The following is an 18,917-nucleotide window of genomic DNA, read 5'->3' as shown; positions in this document are numbered from 1 at the left end:
CGAAGTGTAGTGCGGGTTCGTGACGGTCAACCGGCGAGTGCGCGGCAGAAGAAGGCCTTCAGGTAGCGGGTCTCGGGGATCGCCGGATGCACCGGATGGTCCGGGCCCTGCCCGCCCTGCTCCAGCACCTGCAGGCGCCGGCCGACGTGACGCGACTCGCGCAGCAGGATGCGCTGCAGCGCGTCGGCGTCGAGGTGATGCGAACACGAGCAGGACACGAGAATCCCGTCCGGCGCGAGCAGATGCAGTGCGGCGCGATTGAGTGCCGCATAGTGCTCGAGGCCGGCCTCGGCATCCTTGCGCCGCTTGATCAGGGCGGGCGGGTCGACGACGACCACGTCGAAGCTCCGGTCTGCCGCGCGCAGGGCCTTCAGGCCTGCCAGGGCATCGTCGCGGATGGTTTCGAGCGCGATGCCGGCGCGCTGCGCCGCCGCCGATGCGCGATCCAGCGCCGGCTGCGAACTGTCGAGACAGCTCACCTCGGCAGCGCCGTCGCGTGCCGCGCGCAGCGCCCAGGCCCCGACATAGCTGAAGACATCGAGCACGCGCTGGCCGCGGACATAGCGCGCCAGCCGGGCGCGGTTGTCACGCTGGTCGAAGAAGAAGCCGGTCTTCTGCCCGGCCTTGAGGTCGGCCTGGAGGACCACGCCGTCCTCGATCACGTCGACCGTATCGGGCACCTCGCCGATGACCTCGACGGCGGACGGCAGCCCCTCGAGTGCGCGCGACCCGCTGTCATTGCGCAGCACGATGCCCCGCGGCGCCAGCAGGCGATCGAGGGACTGGAGCAATTGCGCCTGCATCCGGTCCATGCCGGCGGTGGTGACCTGGACGACGAGGACATCGCCGTAGCGATCGACGACCACACCGGGGAGGCCGTCCCCCTCGCCGTGTATCAGCCGGTAGTAGGGTTCCGGGTAGATCCGCTCGCGCAAGGACAGCGCCGCCTGCAGGCGGCGGTCGAACCACGCAGCGTCGATCTCGGCGTGGACGTCGCCGGACAGCAGGCGCACAGCCAGCAGGGTGCGCGGATTGACGTAGCCCGTGCCGATCGGCTTGCCGCGCCCGTCGACGACGCGGCACAGGCTGCCCGGATCGATCGTGCGGAACGTCGCGTCGGTATCGATCTCGTTGGAGTAGATCCACAGATGCCCGGCGCGGGCCCGGCGCTCCTCGCGCGGCCGCAGCTTGAGCGTGACCACGGCGCGCTCAGGCGAAGTCGTACCGGAACTCCTTGCGGAACCGCGTGCGGAACTGCTCGAGCGTGAACCGGTGATTCTGCGTACCCGGGCGCTCGATGTTGTAGGCCCCCATCAGCGAGGCGATCCGGCCGGTCGTGTCCCAGTCCATGCCCTGCGACAGGCCGTGGAGCAGCCCGGCGCGGAAGGCATCGCCGCAACCCGTCGGGTCGGTCAGCGAATCCGCCTTCGCGCATGGAATCTCGTACACCTTGCCCTTGGCGTGGATGTGCGAGCCCTTGCCGCCATGGGTCACGATCAGCGCGTCGACGCGCGAGGCGATGTCCTTGAGCGTCCAGCCTGTGCGATCCATCAGCATCTCGGCCTCGTAGTCGTTGACGGCGACATAGTTCGCCTGCTCGACGAACGCCCGCAGATCCTCGCCGTTGAACATCGGCAGCCCCTGGCCCGGATCGAAGATGAAGGGGATGCCGGCTTCGGCAAACTGCTGCGCGTGCCTGATCATGCCGTCGCGCCCGTCCGGCGACACCGTGCCGATCGTCACGCCCTGTGCCGGAACGTCCTGTTCGTGCGCGTGATTCATCGCGCCGGGGTGGAACGCCGTGATCTGGTTGTCGTCGAGGTCGGTCGTGATGTAGGCCTGGGCGGTGTAGGCCTCGCCGATCACCTTGATGAAGTCCCGCGGAATCTCGTGCCGGTCCAGCCAGTCGCCGTACTGATCGAAGTCCTTGCCCACCGTCCCCATCGGCAAGGGCTGGCCACCCAGCAGCTTGAGGTTGTAGGCGATGTTGCCGGCCGTGCCGCCGAATTCACGACGCAGCTGCGGAACGAGAAACGAGACGTTCAGGATGTGCACCTTGTCCGGGAGGATCTCGTTCTTGAAGCGCCCGGGGAAAACCATGATCGTGTCGAAGGCCAGCGAGCCGCAGATGAGAGCAGACATTGAGTTTCCAGTAGTCGTCGTAGGTGAACATGCGCCAAAGCCGTCAGCATAGTGGAACGGTCGCGTAGCGGCGGCTCATCGCCGGTCGCTCCGGAGCGATCTATTTAGTTTTTCTATCTTATAGACCAAAAATACTCATTTGTTGCGACGCAACAATGCCCTTACATTGAGGTCAGACCGGTAAGCCGCATGACCGCGGCATGCCGTGAAACCGGAGTCTGACCATGTCCGTCCTACCGCTTGTAAGCTTCATTGTCGTCAGCACCGCCGTACTGGCCTTTGCCCTTCTCGGACTGATCGCGCACGACGAGCTGAAGTTTCAGCGCCAGCATCGTGCGGCCAACGACAGCCTGATGAACCCGTCCGCTCGCCGCCAGCCGGTGGCGCTCGTCGAAGAACGCCCCTCGCTGCCGAAGGCGGCGTAAGCCCGCCGCTCATGCGCCGGGGCGCCGCCGCGCGCCCGTGCCTGCCTCAAAGAGCCTGTGCAAAGGAGGCCCGCCCGTCGCGGGCCTCTTTGCGTTGCGCCTCAGGACGCCTGCGCCACCGGCTGGAAGCGGAGATCGAGTTGCCGCGCAGCCCTCACATCATCGAGCCGGCGCACCGGCATGGTGTACGGCGCGCCCTTGACCCGGCCGATGTCCTGCCGCGCCTCGTCCCAGATCGCCGCCAGCGCATCGACGAAGGCGTCGAGGGTTTCGCGGTCCTCGGTCTCCGTCGGCTCGATGAGCAGGCATTCAGGGACCGTTAAGGGAAAGTAAATCGTCGGCGCATGGAAGCCGTAGTCGAGCAGGCGCTTGGCGACATCGGTCGCCGTGAGCTGCAGCTCGGCCTTCTGCTTCTTCAGCGTGATGATGAATTCGTGGCTGGCGCGGCGCCGGGGAAAGGCAAGGTCGAAGCCCTTCTCGCGCAGCCGCGCGGCGAGGTAGTTGGCATTGAGCGTCGCGAACTCGCCGACGCGGTGCATGCCGTCGCGGCCCAGCAGCCGGGCATAGATGTAGGCGCGCAGCAGCACGCCGGCATTGCCCATCCACGCCGACAGGCGGCCGATGCTCTGCGGCAGATCCTTTTCATCCAGCCAGCGATAGGCGTCGCCGCGCTTGCCGACCACCGGGATCGGCATGAACGGCTTGAGCCGCTCCGATACGCCCACCGCACCGGCGCCCGGCCCGCCGCCGCCGTGCGGCGTCGAGAAGGTCTTGTGCAGGTTCATGTGGATGACGTCGAAGCCCATGTCGCCGGGCCGCACCTTGCCGAGAATGGCGTTGAGATTGGCGCCGTCGTAGTACAGCAGACCGCCCGCCTCGTGGACGATGCCAGCGATCTCCTTGATGCGCCGCTCGAACACGCCGAAGGTCGACGGGTTGGTCAGCATGATGCCGGCCGTCTGTGGCCCGACCGCCGCCTTGAGCGCCTCGACATCGACGTCGCCCTCGGCATTGGTCGGGATCTCGCGCACCGTGCAGCCGAGCATCGCCGCCGTTGCCGGATTGGTGCCGTGCGCCGCGTCGGGCACCAGGATCTCGGTGCGGGCGTGATCGTTGCGCGACCGGTGGTAGGCCTGGATCATCGCCACGCCGGCGAACTCGCCCTGCGCGCCGGCCATCGGCGTCAGCGACACGCCGGCCATGCCGGTGACGTCCTTGAGGATTTCCTGCAGCTCGTACATGCAGGCGAGAAAGCCCTGCGAATGCGACTCCGGCGCCAAGGGATGGCGGCCGAGGAAGCCCGGCAGCATCGCCAGCCGGTTACAGGCACGCGGGTTGTACTTCATCGTGCACGAACCCAGCGGGTAGAAGTGCGTGTCGATGGAGAAGTTCTTCTGCGACAGGCGCGTGAAGTGGCGCACCGCCTGCATCTCGGAGACTTCGGGCAACCCGGGACGCGCCTTGCGACGCAGCGACTCGGGGATCGCCGAGGCGTCGACGGCAGTGCCCGGCGTCTGCGCATGGGCCACACGGCCCGGACGCGAGACTTCGAAAATCAGCTTTTCGGTCGTTTCTGGGGTCATGGGCGTTCTCAGGCCAGCAGCTCGGCGAGCGTGCGCCGGTAGGTCTCGATATCGGCGCCGGTCTTGGTCTCGGTCGCGCAGACCAGCAGGGCGTTGCCAAGCTGCGGGTGATGCGCCGAGAGATCAAAGCCGCCGAAGATCTCGCGCTGCGACAGCCGCTCCAGCAGCGGCGCCACCGGCTGCGGCAGCCGGATCACGGCCTCGTGGAAGCCCGCCCCTTCGAATGCTCGGGTCACGCCCGGAATCGAGGTCAACGCCTCGACCAGCGTGCGCGTGTTGGCCATGCTCGCCGACGCGACCTGCTCAAGCCCCTCGGGGCCCAGCAGCGACATGTGGATCGTTGCCGCCGTCACCAGCAGGCCCTGGTTGGTGCAGATGTTGGACTTGGCCTTGGCGCGGCGGATGTGCTGCTCGCGCGCCTGCAGCGTCAGCGTGAAGCCCGGCTTGCCGTCGAGGTCGACGGTGCGCCCGACGATGCGGCCCGGCATCTCGCGCACATAGGCCATCTTCGTGGTCATGAAGCCGAAGTACGGCCCGCCCGAGGACAGCGGCGAGCCCAGCGGCTGGCCGTCGCCGCAGACGATGTCGGCGCCCTGCGCGCCCCACTCGCCCGGTGGCTTGAGCAGCGCCAGCGACACCGGATTGACGACGGCGACGACGAGCGCACCCTGGGCCTGCGCCCAGTCGGTGATCGCATCGACATCCTCGAGCTGGCCGAAGAAGTTCGGCTGCTGGATGACGACCGCGGTCGGTGCGCTGCCTTCATGTGCCGTCAGCGCATCGGCCAGCGTGACCCCGCGCTGCGGGCAATAGTCGAGATACTCGACGGCAATGCCCTGTGCCGGCGTCGTTGCGCGGACGACATCGAGGTAGTACGGATGCACCGTGCGCGGCATCAGCACGCGGCCGGAGCCGTTCTTGCGGTTCGCGCGCAGCGCCATCAGCAGCGCCTCTCCGAGTGCCGAGGCGCCGTCGTACATCGAGGCGTTGGACACCTCCATGCCGGTCAGCGCCGTCATCATCGTCTGGTACTCGTAGAGCACCTGCAACGTGCCCTGGCTCGCCTCGGCCTGGTACGGCGTATAGGCCGAGTAGAACTCGCCGCGCGTGGTGATCTCCCAGACCGCCGCCGGGATGTGATGCTCGTAGGCGCCGGCGCCGATGAAGTTCAGCGCGCCGCCGTCGAGCGCCGCACGCTCCGACATCAGCCGCGAGACCTGCATCTCCGGCAGGCCCTCGGGCACGTGCTTCAGCGGCCCGCAGCGCAAGGCCGCCGGGATCTCGTCGAACAGCGCGTCGATGCTCGACGCGCCGATGGCACCGAGCATGCCTTTGACGTCGGCCTCGGTATGGGGAATGAACGGCATGGGGAAATCCAGTCGGCTCAGAGCGTCTTCAGATAGGCTTCGTAGCCCGCGGCATCGAGCAGCGCGCCGAGATCGGCGTCGCCGGCCGGCTTCATCTTCCACATCCAGCCGTCGCCATAGGGATCGGTGTTGAGGATTTCGGGCCCGGTGCCCAGCGCCTCGTTGGCGGCGACGACTTCGCCGGCCACCGGCGCGTAGACGTCCGACGCCGCCTTCACCGATTCGACGACCGCGCAGGCCTCGTTGGCCGCGAGGGTGCGCCCCACCGCCGGCACCTCGACGAACACCAGGTCGCCCAGCGCCGCCTGTGCGTGGTCGGTGATGCCGATCGTGACCGTGCCGTCGGATTCGACGCGCAGCCACTCGTGGGACTTCACGTACTTCAGTTCAGCCGGAACCTTGCTCATCTCTATCTGCTCCCTGAAATTTCAAACCAGAACCTTGCCGTGGCGCACGAACGGCGGCTTCACCACCCGCGCCGCCACCCACTGACCACGGATCTCGATCTCGCAGGCGCCCTCCGCCGTCGCGTCGACGCGGGCCAACGCAATGGATTGCTTCATCGTCGGCGCGAAGCCGCCGCTGGTGGTCTCGCCGGCAGCGCCGTTGGCAAAGCGCAGCTTCATGTGTGCACGGGCGATGCCGCGCCCCTCGATCACCAGCCCGACCAGCTTGCGCGGCGACGCGCCACGCAGCGGCGCGATCGCCGTACGGCCGATGAAATCGCGATCCTCCGGTGTCCAAGCCACGGTCCAGCCCAGCCCGGATTCGAGCGGGTGCGTGGATTCATCCATGTCCTGGCCGTACAGGTTCATGCCGGCCTCGAGACGCAGGGTGTCGCGCGCGCCCAGCCCGCAGGGCTTCACGCCGGCGTCCAGCAACTGTTTCCACAGCGCGATCAGGGCGGCGTGCGGGAGCATCAGCTCGAAACCGTCCTCGCCGGTGTAGCCGGTGCGCGCAACGAAAACGTCGCCATCGACGGCAGCCTGGAAGTTCTCCAGTGTCCCGGCCGCTGCGCGCAGCGCGGCCGGCAGCAGCGGCTCGACCTTTGCCCGCGCCTCGGGTCCCTGCACCGCCAGGATGCCCAGATCGTCGCGATGATGGACATCGACGCCGAAATCCGCGGCATGCCGGCGGATCCAGGCCAGGTCCTTGTCCGTCGTGCCGGCGTTGACGACGAGCCGGAACCACGACTCGTCGATGAAATACACGATCAGGTCGTCCATCACGCCGCCGTCGTCGCGCAGCATGCAGGTGTAGAGGGCCTTGCCGCCGACTGTCAGCTTGGCCACGTCGTTGGCCAGCAGGCGACGCAGGAACTCACGCACCCGGGCGCCGTGCAGGTCGACGGCGGACATGTGCGCCACGTCGAACATGCCGGCGCTCAGGCGCACGGCGTGATGCTCGTCGAGCTGGGAAGCGTACTGGATCGGCATGTCCCAACCGGCGAAATCGACCAGCCGGGCACCGAGGCGGACGTGTTCGGGGTGCAGCGCGGTGTGCTTGAGCATGCGGTTCTGCCGATGGAAGTGACTTCGGTACGAACCGCCCCTCTGTCCGGGAACCTGAAAGTTCGAAAGCGGCGGACCGCCTCTGCCTCGTCGGTGGTCCGCGCAAGCGCGGACGCTCTCCAGAGTTTTGCTGCGACATCGCGCTCCGTTTGCCTGAGCGATTCCGGGCGGTTTGCGCCTTCGGCGCCACCACTGAAGGTGGTCTCTCGCGCGATGCTTCGTTTAACGACTACAGCTTTAGTTTACCCCGGCCGTCCTTGGCGCGACTTCACCGCTTCGATCCAGCCCCGGCCCGGCCATCCATGGCCGGGCGTTCGCCGGCGTGAAGCTTTGCTTCACGAAGGCCCCGGCTCACCCTGAGCGATTCCGGGCGGTTTGCGCCTTCGGCGCCACCACTGAAGGTGGTCTCTCGCGCGATGCTTCCAACCTACTTTACCAGATGGGGTTCCGCTCGACCGGCCTGTCGGCACGTCCCGGGCTCGCGCCAGACCGGCACCGGGCTAGGGCGCGGACGTGATGGCTGTCGCGATCCCTTTCGAAACGCTGAGCTATAGTGCCCGGGCTTTCCGTCGGTTGCGCAGGGTCAGCCGATCGCCAGGGGAAACAGATGCGCAGGTCTCGAAGGGAGCTCAGGCAGACGGTCGCGGCGGCCTTCGGGTTGTCGGCCTGCATGGTCGTACACGCGCAGACGGTAGCGCCTGGCGAACTGGGCAATACGCTGGAGCCCTCGCCCGGGCTGGCGACGCCACAGTCCTCGGAACCCGCCATTTCAGCACCCCAGCAACCCCGCGTCGTGCCGGTGCTGGCGCCGGGCGAAGGCACGCTCGTCGTGCAGCGGTTCGAGTTCACCGGCCATGCCCTGTTCTCTGAGCAACACCTGTCGGCGCAGCTCAAGGATTACCTCGGCCGCCGCGTGACGCTGGGCGAGCTGTACGAGGCGGCGGATCGCATCGCCGCCTTCTACAGCGAGCGCGGCTACACGCTGGCAACGGTCAACCTGCCGCCGCAGAAGGTCAGCGACGGCGTGGTGCTGCTGCAGGTGTCGGAAGGCCGCGTCGCCAGCGTGCAGATCGAAGGTGCCGAACGCTACCAGCCGGAGCATGTCCGCCGTTATCTCGGTGCTTTCCGGCCCCGCGAGATCTATCGCGCCGATTCCCTGCAGCAGGGATTGCGTGCCCTCAGCGCGCTCCCCGGACTCGAGGCCCGGGCCACGATACGACCCGGCGCGGCGCCGGGTGACAGCGACGTGCTGGTGAGCCTCGACGAACGCCCGATCGAGGGCGGCCTGACCCTCGACAACTTCGGCCGGGAAAGCGTCGGCGAGATCCGCCTGACTGCCTCGGCGACACTCAACAACCCGCTGCGGGTCGAGGATCAGCTGCAGCTCACCGGCCTCGTGTCCGAGGAGGCACTGACGCGCTACGGGTCCGTGCTGTACTCGGTACCTCTGAATTACCGCGGCACGCGCGTGCGCATCGGCTACAGCCACGCCGAGTTCGAAATCGACGGCTCGCCGGTGGGCGGTCGCAGCCGCAACGGCGAGCTCACCGTGGAACACCCGCTGCTGCTGGACGCCCGCCAGCGGCTGATGCTCTCGGTCGGTGCCACCCGCACGCTGTCCAATGCCGATTTCAGCGGCCTGATCTTCAACCAGACCTCGATCACACTGCTGCGCGCGGGGCTTGCCTACACTCGTACGCACGACAACGCCGCCGTGACGCAGGTAGGCAGCTCCGTGTCATCGAATTTCGACTCGCTGTCGATTGAAGACTTCGCCGACGGCGAAGTCGAGGGCAACCAGCGCCTGAAGTGGGATCTGGACGTGCAGCACCTGATGCCGCTCGCGCGCAGCCTGCAGCTCTATGTGCGGGCTGCGGGCACCTGGTCACCCGACCCGCTGGCTGACACCGAGAAGTTCTCGCTGGGCGGACCGGGCAGCGTGCGCGGCTTCCCGAGCGCCGAAGTGCGCGGTGACTACGGCTATTTCGGCAGCGTCAGCCTTCAGCACCTGAGTGCCGTGTCCGGCGTGGCCTTGCGCAGCCGGCTGTTCTTCGACGGCGGCGAGGCCTTCTCGGTCGACGCGCCAGATGCCGGCTCGCTGTCGAGTGCCGGACTCGGTTTCGACATCACGCGCAACCCCCTGTCGCTGCGCGTCGACTGGGCCTACCCGCTCGGCAGCCGCGAGGCCAGCGACGGCCGCGACTCCGGCCGCCTGTTCGGCTCGCTCGCCGCCAGCTTCTGAGGAGCCCGTCATGACCACGCCACGCCTGACGCCGATTGCCCTGGCCTTGCGCCGTGCCGCGCTGGCGAGCCTGCTGGCGCCGGCGGCCGCCAGCGGCGGACCGAGCGGCGCCGAGATCGTCCACGGCCAGGTCAACCTGACGAGCCCGGACCCGGGCGCGCTGGTCATCGACCAGCAGTCCGACGCCGCCATCATCAACTGGCAGAGCTTCTCGATCGGCGCCAACGAGTACGTCGTGTTCAATCAGCCGTCGGCGTCAGCGGCCGTGCTCAACCGCGTCATCGGTCAGCTGCCGTCGGAGATTCTAGGCGACCTGACGGCCAACGGGCGCGTGTTCCTGATCAACCCGCAGGGCATCCTGTTCGGCGCGGGGGCGCGCGTCGACGTCGGGGCGCTGATGACCAGCACGCAGGACATCAGCGACCGCGACTTTGCCGAGGGCCGCTACGTCTTCGCCGGCGACAGCACCGCCGGCATCCGCAACGAAGGCGAGATCCGCAGCGGCGACGGCGGCTTCGTCGTACTGTCGGCCGACCATATCCACAACAGCGGCACGATCGAGGCACCGGCGGGCGACGTCGTGCTCGCGGCCGGCAGTCGCCTGACGCTGCACACCGATGCCGAGGGCCTGGTGTCCTACACCGTCGATGCCGCGGCGGCGTCGGACGCAGCCGGCATCGAGAACCTCGGCGAGATCGTCGCGCGCGGCGGCGCCGTCGTGATGCATGCTCAGGTGGCGCGTGATCTGCTCGGCACCGTCGTCAACAACCGCGGCGTCGTCCGCGCCGACGCGGTCGAGGAACGCGGCGGCGAGATCTGGCTGGTAGCCAACGGCGGCAACCTCGAACAGCACGGCACGCTCGACGCCTCGAGCGCCGCATCCGACGGCGGCACGATCGGCCTGCGGTCGGATGCAAGCATCGAGATCGCAAGCGGATCACTCGCCGCGGCGCGCGGGCGCAATGGCGGCGAGGTCACCGCGGTTGCCGGCGATCGCCTGGTGTACGCGCAGGGCGCCGGCATCAGCGTCGCGGGCGACGGACCGGGCGGACTCGGCGGCTTCGCCGAGCTCTCGGGTCACGACGTGCTGATCCAGGACACGGTGGACCTCGGTCGCGGCGGTGCGCTGCTGATCGATCCCTACGACTTCGTCGTCAGCGAGGACTACGGCGGCGGCAATCTCACCTACAGCACGCTCGAGGCGATGCTGCAGAACGCCTTCGGCTCGACGATCACGATCCAGGGCGAGAACTCGGTCACCTTCGAAGACATCGCCGACAACGAGCTGAACGGCTTTGGCGCCAGTCCGGACTATGGCGGCAGCCTCCAGGTGATCGCCGGCTGCAATCCCGACTGCGTCGAGCCGGTTCCCGGCGAACCGAATGCGCCCGGCATCTACATCCTCGGTGCCGACGACGTCTTCAACATCGACGGCGACATCCGCCTGGACAACCGCACCAGCGGCGACGTCGACGTTGCGGCGACACTCAACGCCGGCGACAGCGGTACCGTGAGCGTGCTGTCGGGCGGCGACATCCGCGTGGGCGACGTGAGTGCGACGCAGATCGAGCTGATCGCGCACGACGGCGTCACCGCCGGACACCTGCAGGCCAGCGACACGGCGGAATTTGACGGCGACGCGCTCTACGCCAGCGTCTACGTGATGGCCAACAACGTGCCGGTCGACGAGTCGGCGCCGGACCCGGGCGCCTCGCGCGACATCACCATCGACCGCATCAGCGTCTCGACCGAGGCCGGCAGCTTCAACGGTGTGAGCGCCAACAGCCAGGCACGGATCGACAGCACGCCGACGGGCGGGCCCTACTCCGCGGACGGTCGCCGCAGTGGCGGCGCCGTGACCATCGTCAACGGCGTCACGGTCGAGGCGAATGCCCTGCCGGCCGTCGGCCTGCTCGAGGCCGGCGCATCCCCCGGCGGCAAGCTGAGCGGCACCGAGGACGCCATCGCCACCCTGCAGATCCAGGCCGACGGCGACGTCGAAGCCGCCGACGTGCGTGTCGTCGCCAGCGGTCTCGAGACCTACAGCGAGCTGGACGTCGGCACTTTCGCCGGGGGCGACATCCGGCTGCCCTCGATCACGATGGGGACAAACGCTGCGGTGACGCTGATGTCGACGGCGCTCACCGATGCCGGTACCGGACAGCCGCTACCGGGTTCGGCGGACGTCGAGATCGGCCTGCAGACCACCACGCTCGATTTCCTGCGCGTGGACGCCGGCGGCACCCTGAGCTTCGTCGATGGCGGCCTGCCGCTGTCGAGTGCCCCGTCCTTGACGGCACAGACCCTGCAGATCTACAGCGGCGCCGGCGATCTGGTCCTCTCCGACCTCACGAGCCTGGACGGCAGCATCGAGGTCGTTGCCTTTGGCGGACGCATCATCGGCGGCAACTTCAGCGCCACCCTGACCGGCGACTCAAGTCCCTACGGCGGCTGCTACTACTACTGCAACCAGGGCGTGCTGCTCTATGCCCGCGACGGCGTCCAGACGACTTCCGTCAACCTGCTGCTGCAGGCCGATGCGCCCGACCAGTTCCTGACCGCCGGGCTCGACGTCAACGGCAGCGCCTTCGCCTCCGGCTCGCCCATCGGCGCCGGTGGCGCCGTCGACCTCGGCGACGTGGACATCGTCTTCGCGGACAACGGCTTCTCGCCGGCCTACGTCGAACTCTATGCCTATCTGCAGAACTTGGCGGCATACGCCTACGACGCGGAGACCGGCAGCGACAGTTACAGCGGCGGCGGCGACATCCTGCTCTCCGGATACAGCACGCCGATGCTCGGCACGCTCGACATCGCCGCACAGGGCCAGGTCGGGCTGCCGGCTGCGACGCTGGCAGCCGACTACCTGTCGGTCAGCAGCGAGGTCGGAGACCTGAGCTTCTCGACCCTGGCCGCCACGCAGCAGCTCGACCTGTATGCCGGTGGCGGCGGCATCAGCATCGCCAACCTGCTGCCGGATCTCATGGGGCCGCTGGGCATCTATGCCGCCATGAGTCTCGACATTCCGCTGCAGGCCCTCATGGCCGGCAGCATCAAGATCTACAGCGGGCTTGGCGACCTGACGCTGCTCGACGTCACGGCGAGCAACGGCGCCGTGCTGCTGGAAGCACGCGGCGGCGCACTGAATGTGCAGAACGTCAGCGCCACCTGGACCTCCGACTACGGCGAGTACGAGAGTGCCGACAAGGGCAGCGAGTACTGCAACTTCTACTCCAGCGCCTGCATCGAGCTCTATGCCCGCGACGGCATCTCGGCGGGCGCGCTGACCTCCATCGCGATCGACACCGTCGGCATCGGCTATCTCAATGCAGGGGTCGCGGCCATCGGCAACGCCTACTACGACGCCAATGCCACCGGCGGCGACGTCACCATCGGCTCCATCGACGTGACGCTCGACGACGGCGGCTTCACCGGCAGCGGCGGCACCGCCAGTATCGAGATCGGCAACACCGCGAACTTCTTCGACGAGAGCGGAGAGCAGTTCTTCGCCGGTGGCGGCAACATCGCGGTCGGACCGGTGCGTGTCGGCGGAACCGGCCTGGGCTACCAGACCCTCCTGGCGCTCGCCGCGCAGAACGATATCCGCGGCGCCGGCGTCGGTCAGGGGCTGGACCTCGAGGTCAACGTCGACGCCGAGTCCGACCCGCCGTCGACGGCCTTGATCATCGACAGCTTCGAGGGTGATGTCCTGATCGACCGCGCACTGATCGGCCCGCCGGGGACCGATGCCACGACCATCGAGATCTTTGCCGGCGGCGCCGTCGTCGCCAATGCTGCCGATACGCAGATCCGCAGCGGCGCGATCGACGTCTTCGCCAACACCATCGACCTGTCCCGCGCGAACCTGGAGATCGGCAGCGGCAGCGCCATTCGGGGGCAGGACCCGGACTTCGTCGACGCGGCCAACAATTTCCCGGGTGATGCTCGCGCCAATCCGCTGCCCTCGCCGCTGCCCTCGATCGCCAACGCCAGCTTCGTCTCGCCGAATGCCGTACAACTCGGCAGCCTGACGATCGAGGGCGGATACCTGTTCATCCAGGCCCCTGCGGCATCGGCCGGCAGCATCGGCAGCCCGCTGCAGGCTTTCAACTTCCGCCCTTACGGCGACAGTGACCCGCTGTTGCTCGCGGCACTCGGCGGTGCCCTGACGACGGACGTGCTCACCTATCTTCTCGGCGGCACCGGTTTCGCCGGCACGATCGATCTGGCACCGGGACTCGACACGGTCGAGAAGGATCTGGGTTCGGCGAACTACGTGCTGCTCACCGGTGGCGACATCGCCAACCTCGACAACGTGAGCACGACCGGCGAAGTGATCGTGCTCGGCGGCAACGTCCTGGAGCCCACGCCGACACCTACGCCAACGCCAACGCCAACGCCAACGCCAACGCCAACGCCAACGCCAACGCCAACGCCAACGCCAACGGCGACCCCGACTCCGACGCCAACGGCCACACCGACGCCGTCGCCAACCGCGACACCGACCCCGGCGCCCACACCGACGCCGCTGCCGACCGCGACACCGACCCCGGCGCCCACGCCGACACCGCTGCCGACCGCAACCCCGACCCCGGCGCCCACGCCGACGCCGCTGCCGACCGCAACCCCGGCACCCACGCCGACGCCGCTGCCGACCGCGACACCAACCCCGGCGCCCACGCCGACGCCGCTGCCGACCGCGACACCGACCCCGGCTCCCACGCCGACACCGCTGCCGACCGCGACGCCGACCCCGGCTCCCACGCCGACGCCGCTGCCGACCGCAACGCCGACCCCGGCGCCTACACCGACACCGCTGCCGACAGCGACGCCGACCCCGGCTCCCACGCCGACACCGCTGCCGACGCCGTCGCAGGAGGAGGTCGACGAGATCGACACGGTCCTCAATCTCGCCACGCAACCGAAGGATCCACCGAAGAAGCCGGTGGACGAGAACGGCGAGACCGCCGATCGCATCGATATCCTGGAGACGTCGTATGAACTCGGCGAACTCTCCTGCAACCAGCTCTGAGGACCGCGCGATGGGACCGATCCTGCGTCGCGCAATGACCCTGGCACTGCTGGTGGCGGGACTCGCTCGCGCCGAGGCCGCGACGGTGCCGGCCGGCGAGGTCGCGCTGGTCACCGGCCAGGCCCAGGCCTCGAACCAGGCGACGCTGGACCTGCGGGCACTGGAAAAAGGCGACCCGGTCTACTCCGGCGACATCGTCTCCGCGGGGCCCAACACCTACGTCAATCTCAAGTTCACCGACGGCAGTTTCGTCCTGATTCGGCCGAATACACGCTTCGAGATCGAGGCCTACCGCGCCCCCGACGAACCTGCTGCGGCGGACGCGCCGAGCGCGACGACCGCCCCTGCGGCCAACGGCGAGGCGATTGCGGCGACGCCAGCGCCAGCCGGACGTGGGCAGGCCTTCTTCCGGCTGCTCAAGGGCGGCTTTCGTGCCGTCACCGGATTGATCGGACGCTCGGACCCGGCCGAGTACCGCATCAGCACGCCGGTCGCGACGATCGGCATCCGCGGCACCGACTATCTCGCCATCATCTGCGATGCGGCCTGCGCCAGCGACCCGGTCATTCTCGCCAGCCTGCTGCCCGGCTGCCCCGAGAACACCGCAACCCTGTGCGACATGCCGCTGCCCGAAGGCCTGTCGGCCCTCGGCGGTATCGTCGTCGGCGTCATCAGCGGTCGGGTCGTCACGGCCAACATCGACGGCCGCGAGGTCGAGGTCGGCCCCGGCCAGTTCCTGCTGACCCTGACCGACGGCACGCAGATCCTGCTGCCGCAACCCCCGGGCTTCCTCAAGCTCAATCCGATCCCCGACCCGACCGAACTCTGCGACGCCTGAGTCGCGACGGCGCGTCGACATGGCCTGCCTCGGCCTGAGCTGGGAACTCGGCGCCGCCAGCGGCTACGCCGCCGTGATGCGCCAGATCGTCCTCGCGGCGATGCGCCAGGGCCACCGCTGCGTCGCCATCGTCCGCGACCTGCACGCCAGCGCACCCCTGCTCGCGGATCTCCCGGCGCTGACCGTGGTGCAGGCGCCCGTCGCCACCGCCTCACGCATACCGCCGGTCCGCGTGCAGACCAGTTATGCCACGCTGCTGCACAACCGCGGGTTCGCCGATCCGCAATCCCTCGTCGCCCGACTGCAGGCCTGGCGCGCCCTGTTCCAGGCCTTCGGCATCGAGCGATTGCTGGCCCGGCACAGCCCCACGGCGGTGCTCGCCGCGCGCACCGCCGGCATCCCGGTGCTGCACTACGGCACCGGCTTCTCGATTCCGCCGGCGCGCACGCCATGGCCCGCGTTTCGCCCGGACATCGCCGAGGATGACCCCCGGCTCGCCGCGAACGAGCAGAGGGTCCTGGCGACGACCAACGCGGCGCTGCATCAGCTGGGCGCGCCGGCCTTGCCTGCGATGGCCGAGCTCTTCGCGCCGCTGCCGACCGCGCTGCTGACCTATCCCGAGCTCGACCCTTACCCGCGTCGCGAGCCGCTGCGTCGCCTCGGCCTGCCGCTCACAAGCTACGGCACGCCGCCGCGATGGCCTGCATCGCCGCGACGTCCACGCCTGTTCGCATCGCTGCCGGTGAACGACGGCACGCGCGGCTGGCTGGATATCCTGGCCCGGCTGCCGGTCTGTGCGCTGCTGCGATTCAGCGGCCCGGCCGTCAGCACCGGACCGCTGCCGCCGTCGCTCGCGGTCGCCGATGGGCCGGTCGACTTCGCGCAGGCCATCGCCGACTGCGACGCCGTGATCGGCTACGGCTCGCACAACCTCGTCTGCGAGGCGCTGCTGGCCGGCAAGCCGATGGCCTTGATCGCCCAGAACCCCGACCACCTGATGACCGGCGAACGCCTGCGCGCACTCGGCGCCGGCATCGTGCTGCCGGAGCGCCCGGCCGCTGACAGTGCGGACCGCCTGCTGGCGCTGCTCGAATCGTCCGGCCACGCCGACGCCGCCCGCGCCTTTGCCGCCCGTCACGCCGACGCTGCGCCGCGCGCGGGCATCGCCACGACGCTGCTCGATCTGGCGCTGGCGGCCGGCCGGGCCTGAGACCGCCTTGCCCGCTAGGAGTCTGGGCGGTAGGCACAGCGCAAGCGAGGCAAACCCATTTCGAGACAGGTTTCGCGTTGATGCGAGGCCAACAGCTGCGGACTATTGGCCGAGAGGCCGCGGAAGATGGCCGAAATGGCGAAGCCGGCGCCGCGCGCGTTTCTGCCGCCCCGGCTCCTAGGACAGATCGCAGGCGCGTCGCACCAGCGCCTGGCGCAACGGCGCGAGGGCGTTGACCGACTGCAGCCCGCGCTGCCGCAGCCAGCGCCAGCCGGGCAGCTGCAGGCGCCAGGCGCGATACAGGCCATCGGTGATCGCCATCATTTCGTGCGTCGCCGCCAGGCGCGCGCGCTGGTACCGGCCGAGCACACGCGCGCTGCCCGGATCGCGACGCGCCTCGCGCGCCGCCGTCAGGGTCTCGACCAGCACCCGGGCGTCGCCGAACCCGAGGTTCAGCCCCTGGCCGGCCAAAGGATGGACCACGTGCGCGGCATCCCCCGCGAGGGCGAAGCGTTCGCCGGCGTAGCGCTCTGCCTGCTGCAGTTGCAGCGGGAAACTGCGCCGCGGCGAACACGCCAGCACGCCACCCAGAACATGCTGCGACGCCGCGGCCAGCGTCGCGCAGAACGCCGTCTCGTCCATCGCCAGCAATGCGGCCGCCTCGGTCGTGGACCAGACCAGCGAGCTGCGTCCGTCGGCCAGCGGCAGCAGGGCCAGCGGGCCGGTGTCGAGGAAGCGCTGGTACGCCGCCTGCTGGTGTGGCCGCTCCGTGCTCACGTGACAGACCACCGCGGTCTGGTCGTAGTCGCTGCGCAACAGGTCCACGCCGAGCATCCCGCGCAGGGCCGATTGCGGGCCGTCGGCCGCAACCACCAGCCGCGCACGCAGACGACTGCCGTCGCCGAGTTCGAGCACCGCGGCGTCGGCATCGATGCGACATCCCGTCACCTCGGCAGGGACCTGCAACAGTGCCGGTGGCAGTGCCGCCAGCAGGGCCTGCACGAGCACGCCATGCTCGACGATGTGGCCGAGCAGCGGGCGCCGGGCGTCGGCGGCATCGAAGTGCAGGGACTGTGCCGGCTCGTTCTCCCAGACCTGCATGTGCGTGTAGGGACTCGCGCGCACGCCCGACACGGCCGGCCAGACACCGAGGACATCGAGCAGATCCACGCTGGCCGGCGAGAGCGCATAGACCCGGGCGTCATAGTCGCCTGGCAGCGGGCGCACGGGTTCGCGATCGAGCAGGCGGACGCGCAGGCCAGCGCGATGCAGGCCAACGGCAACGGCAGCGCCGGCAGGGCCGGCACCGACGATGGCAACGTCGCAGTCGACGGCGGGCGTCACGGTTCGCGCGCGGCCTGCGGGCTGTGGCCGGCGTATCCCAGGTTCTGCCACAGCACCGTCTCGTGGAGTCCCGGCACCAGATCGAGCGCCAGCAGCCCCAGATGGCGCAGGCCGCTCAGGCCCGGCACCCGGTTGGAGAACAGGCGTACCACGCCATCCGTGAAGCCGGCCATCCTCCTGCGATCGGCTTCGCGGCGCTGCCCGTAGGCGCGCAGCAGCGCGGCATCGCCGGGATCGTCGGCTGTGGCGAGCAGCTCCGTCAGCGTCGCGGCATCGCGCAGGCCGAGATTGAAGCCCTGGGCTGCCACCGGATGCAGCGCCTGCGCGGCGTTGCCGACAAACACGGTGCGCGCCGCGGTCAGGCTGCTGCCGACGACGCGCTGCAACGGATGCGCCTGTCGCCGGCCGAGCTGCTCGAAACGGCCCAGCCGTCCGCCGAACACCTCCTGCGCCTGCGACAGGAAGCGCGCGTCATCCGTTTGCATGCGATCGGCGACGAGCGGCGACGGTGTGGTCCAGATCAGCGAGCACAGCCGGTCCTCCTGCGCCCAGGGTTTGGGCAAGAGCGCGATCGGGCCCTCGGGGGTGAAGCGCTCGTAGGCGCAGCCGCGATGCGGGCGGCTGCAGCGGACGGCCGTGACGATCGCCGACTGGCGATAGTCGTGCGTTTGCGCACCGACGCCCATCCAGCCGCGGACCGGTGACTGCGCGCCGTCCGCGGCGACCAGCAGGCGTGCCGTCATGCGCCGGCCATCGGCGAGCGTCAGGCCGACGTGGTCGTCGCCGGGGCTCGCGCCGGTCAGGCGCATCGGCGCGACCACCTGCACCGGCGCCTGCGCGGCGCGCTGCCAGAGCACCTCGCCCAGCTGCCGCACCGGCAGGTTGTAGCCCAGCGCATCGAGCCCGGACTCTGCCGCCGAGAAGCGCGCCACACCGAAGCGCCCACGCTCGGAAACGTGCGTGGACAGGATCGGCGCCGCCTGCAGCGCAAGCTGCGGCCAGACACCGAGACCCTGCAGCACCCGCACGCTCGCATGGTTGATCGCGATGCAGCGTTCGTCCCACTGCGGCGGCCTGGCGTCCAGTGGCGCCGGTTCGATGAGCGCGACGCGCAGACGCGAACCCGCCAGGCCCAATGCGACGCTGGCGCCGACCAGGCCACCGCCAACGATCGCGACATCGACCATCGCGGTGTCAGCCACGCGCACTCCGGTCCAGCCCGC

The 18,917-nt window shown here is 69.2% G+C and carries 13 protein-coding genes and 2 riboswitches; of the genes, 5 read left to right on the top strand and 8 right to left on the bottom strand.

All coding sequences use genetic code 11. The features are described 5' to 3' along the window. Positions 1-26: 26 nt before the first annotated feature. Together C8D93_RS14355 and C8D93_RS14350 are read right to left on the bottom strand one after the other, a co-directional pair. On the bottom strand, positions 27-1,202 hold the full coding sequence (locus C8D93_RS14355) for a class I SAM-dependent rRNA methyltransferase (protein ID WP_110265902.1): 1,176 nt from the start codon (positions 1,200-1,202) through the stop codon (positions 27-29). A 7-nt stretch (positions 1,203-1,209) separates the two neighbouring features. After that, positions 1,210-2,142, bottom strand: a complete 933-nt coding sequence (locus C8D93_RS14350; protein WP_110265901.1) for a carbohydrate kinase family protein — start codon at positions 2,140-2,142, stop codon at positions 1,210-1,212. Between the two features lie 224 nt (positions 2,143-2,366). Between C8D93_RS14350 and C8D93_RS14345 the strand changes: the two genes are divergently transcribed. Further along, the gene (locus C8D93_RS14345) at positions 2,367-2,567 is read left to right on the top strand and encodes a hypothetical protein (protein WP_110265900.1); all 201 of its coding nucleotides are present in this window, start codon (positions 2,367-2,369) and stop codon (positions 2,565-2,567) included. Positions 2,568-2,668: 101 nt separating this feature from the next. On the opposite strand, the gene gcvPB is transcribed toward C8D93_RS14345, so the two are convergent. The 4 genes from gcvPB to gcvT are packed head-to-tail and all read right to left on the bottom strand — an operon-like array spanning position 2,669 to position 7,028. Then, the gene (gene gcvPB, locus C8D93_RS14340; protein WP_110265899.1) at positions 2,669-4,150 is read right to left on the bottom strand and encodes an aminomethyl-transferring glycine dehydrogenase subunit GcvPB; all 1,482 of its coding nucleotides are present in this window, start codon (positions 4,148-4,150) and stop codon (positions 2,669-2,671) included. A gap of 8 nt (positions 4,151-4,158) precedes the next feature. Next, positions 4,159-5,517 carry an aminomethyl-transferring glycine dehydrogenase subunit GcvPA gene (gcvPA, locus tag C8D93_RS14335; RefSeq protein WP_110265898.1) on the bottom strand — a complete coding sequence of 453 codons (1,359 nt, stop codon included), beginning with the start codon at positions 5,515-5,517 and terminating at the stop codon, positions 4,159-4,161. 17 nt (positions 5,518-5,534) lie between these two features. Continuing rightward, entirely contained in the window at positions 5,535-5,924 is a 390-nt protein-coding gene (gene gcvH, locus C8D93_RS14330; protein WP_110265897.1) for a glycine cleavage system protein GcvH, read from the bottom strand. 21 nt (positions 5,925-5,945) lie between these two features. Beyond that, on the bottom strand, positions 5,946-7,028 hold the full coding sequence (gene gcvT, locus C8D93_RS14325; RefSeq protein ID WP_110265896.1) for a glycine cleavage system aminomethyltransferase GcvT: 1,083 nt from the start codon (positions 7,026-7,028) through the stop codon (positions 5,946-5,948). A 131-nt stretch (positions 7,029-7,159) separates the two neighbouring features. Beyond that, positions 7,160-7,249, bottom strand: a riboswitch (glycine riboswitch). A gap of 107 nt (positions 7,250-7,356) precedes the next feature. Further along, positions 7,357-7,452: riboswitch (glycine riboswitch) on the bottom strand. Positions 7,453-7,635: 183 nt separating this feature from the next. Here gcvT and C8D93_RS14320 point away from each other — a divergent pair. Genes C8D93_RS14320 through C8D93_RS14305 form a run of 4 tightly spaced genes read left to right on the top strand, consistent with a single transcriptional unit; the run spans position 7,636 to position 16,350 of the window. Further along, the gene (locus tag C8D93_RS14320; protein ID WP_110265895.1) at positions 7,636-9,270 is read left to right on the top strand and encodes a ShlB/FhaC/HecB family hemolysin secretion/activation protein; all 1,635 of its coding nucleotides are present in this window, start codon (positions 7,636-7,638) and stop codon (positions 9,268-9,270) included. Positions 9,271-9,280: 10 nt separating this feature from the next. Next, a complete protein-coding gene (locus C8D93_RS14315; RefSeq protein WP_170124040.1) occupies positions 9,281-14,302 on the top strand; it encodes a two-partner secretion domain-containing protein in 5,022 nt (1,673 codons plus the stop codon). Between the two features lie 10 nt (positions 14,303-14,312). Beyond that, positions 14,313-15,140, top strand: a complete 828-nt coding sequence (locus C8D93_RS14310; protein WP_170124039.1) for a FecR family protein — start codon at positions 14,313-14,315, stop codon at positions 15,138-15,140. Between the two features lie 19 nt (positions 15,141-15,159). After that, positions 15,160-16,350, top strand: a complete 1,191-nt coding sequence (locus C8D93_RS14305) for a glycosyltransferase (protein ID WP_110265892.1) — start codon at positions 15,160-15,162, stop codon at positions 16,348-16,350. Positions 16,351-16,527: 177 nt separating this feature from the next. Here C8D93_RS14305 and C8D93_RS14300 read toward each other — a convergent pair whose 3' ends face one another. Together C8D93_RS14300 and ubiH are read right to left on the bottom strand one after the other, a co-directional pair. Beyond that, positions 16,528-17,694 (bottom strand): FAD-dependent monooxygenase, encoded by a 1,167-nt coding sequence (locus C8D93_RS14300; protein ID WP_211307359.1) that lies wholly within the window; start codon positions 17,692-17,694, stop codon positions 16,528-16,530. Then, positions 17,691-18,896 carry a 2-octaprenyl-6-methoxyphenyl hydroxylase gene (ubiH, locus tag C8D93_RS14295; protein ID WP_245903912.1) on the bottom strand — a complete coding sequence of 402 codons (1,206 nt, stop codon included), beginning with the start codon at positions 18,894-18,896 and terminating at the stop codon, positions 17,691-17,693. The genes C8D93_RS14300 and ubiH overlap by 4 nt, the downstream gene beginning before the upstream one ends. Positions 18,897-18,917: the final 21 nt, after the last annotated feature.

Origin of the sequence: Sinimarinibacterium flocculans (assembly GCF_003201205.1) — a bacterium.
In the GTDB taxonomy this organism is placed as follows: domain Bacteria; phylum Pseudomonadota; class Gammaproteobacteria; order Nevskiales; family Nevskiaceae; genus Solimonas; species Solimonas flocculans.
This window is presented reverse-complemented; position numbering and strand designations above follow the sequence as displayed.

Excerpts from the sequence above, each read along its gene's own strand:
- C8D93_RS14350 (WP_110265901.1), bottom strand. The coding sequence starts at position 2,142 with ATGTCTGCTCTCATCTGCGGCTCGCTGGCCTTCGACACGATCATGGTT.
- C8D93_RS14345 (WP_110265900.1), top strand. The coding sequence starts at position 2,367 with ATGTCCGTCCTACCGCTTGTAAGCTTCATTGTCGTCAGCACCGCCGTA.
- gcvPB (WP_110265899.1), bottom strand. The coding sequence starts at position 4,150 with ATGACCCCAGAAACGACCGAAAAGCTGATTTTCGAAGTCTCGCGTCCG.
- gcvPA (WP_110265898.1), bottom strand. The coding sequence starts at position 5,517 with ATGCCGTTCATTCCCCATACCGAGGCCGACGTCAAAGGCATGCTCGGT.
- gcvH (WP_110265897.1), bottom strand. The coding sequence starts at position 5,924 with ATGAGCAAGGTTCCGGCTGAACTGAAGTACGTGAAGTCCCACGAGTGG.
- gcvT (WP_110265896.1), bottom strand. The coding sequence starts at position 7,028 with ATGCTCAAGCACACCGCGCTGCACCCCGAACACGTCCGCCTCGGTGCC.
- C8D93_RS14320 (WP_110265895.1), top strand. The coding sequence starts at position 7,636 with ATGCGCAGGTCTCGAAGGGAGCTCAGGCAGACGGTCGCGGCGGCCTTC.
- C8D93_RS14315 (WP_170124040.1), top strand. The coding sequence starts at position 9,281 with ATGACCACGCCACGCCTGACGCCGATTGCCCTGGCCTTGCGCCGTGCC.
- C8D93_RS14310 (WP_170124039.1), top strand. The coding sequence starts at position 14,313 with ATGGGACCGATCCTGCGTCGCGCAATGACCCTGGCACTGCTGGTGGCG.
- C8D93_RS14305 (WP_110265892.1), top strand. The coding sequence starts at position 15,160 with ATGGCCTGCCTCGGCCTGAGCTGGGAACTCGGCGCCGCCAGCGGCTAC.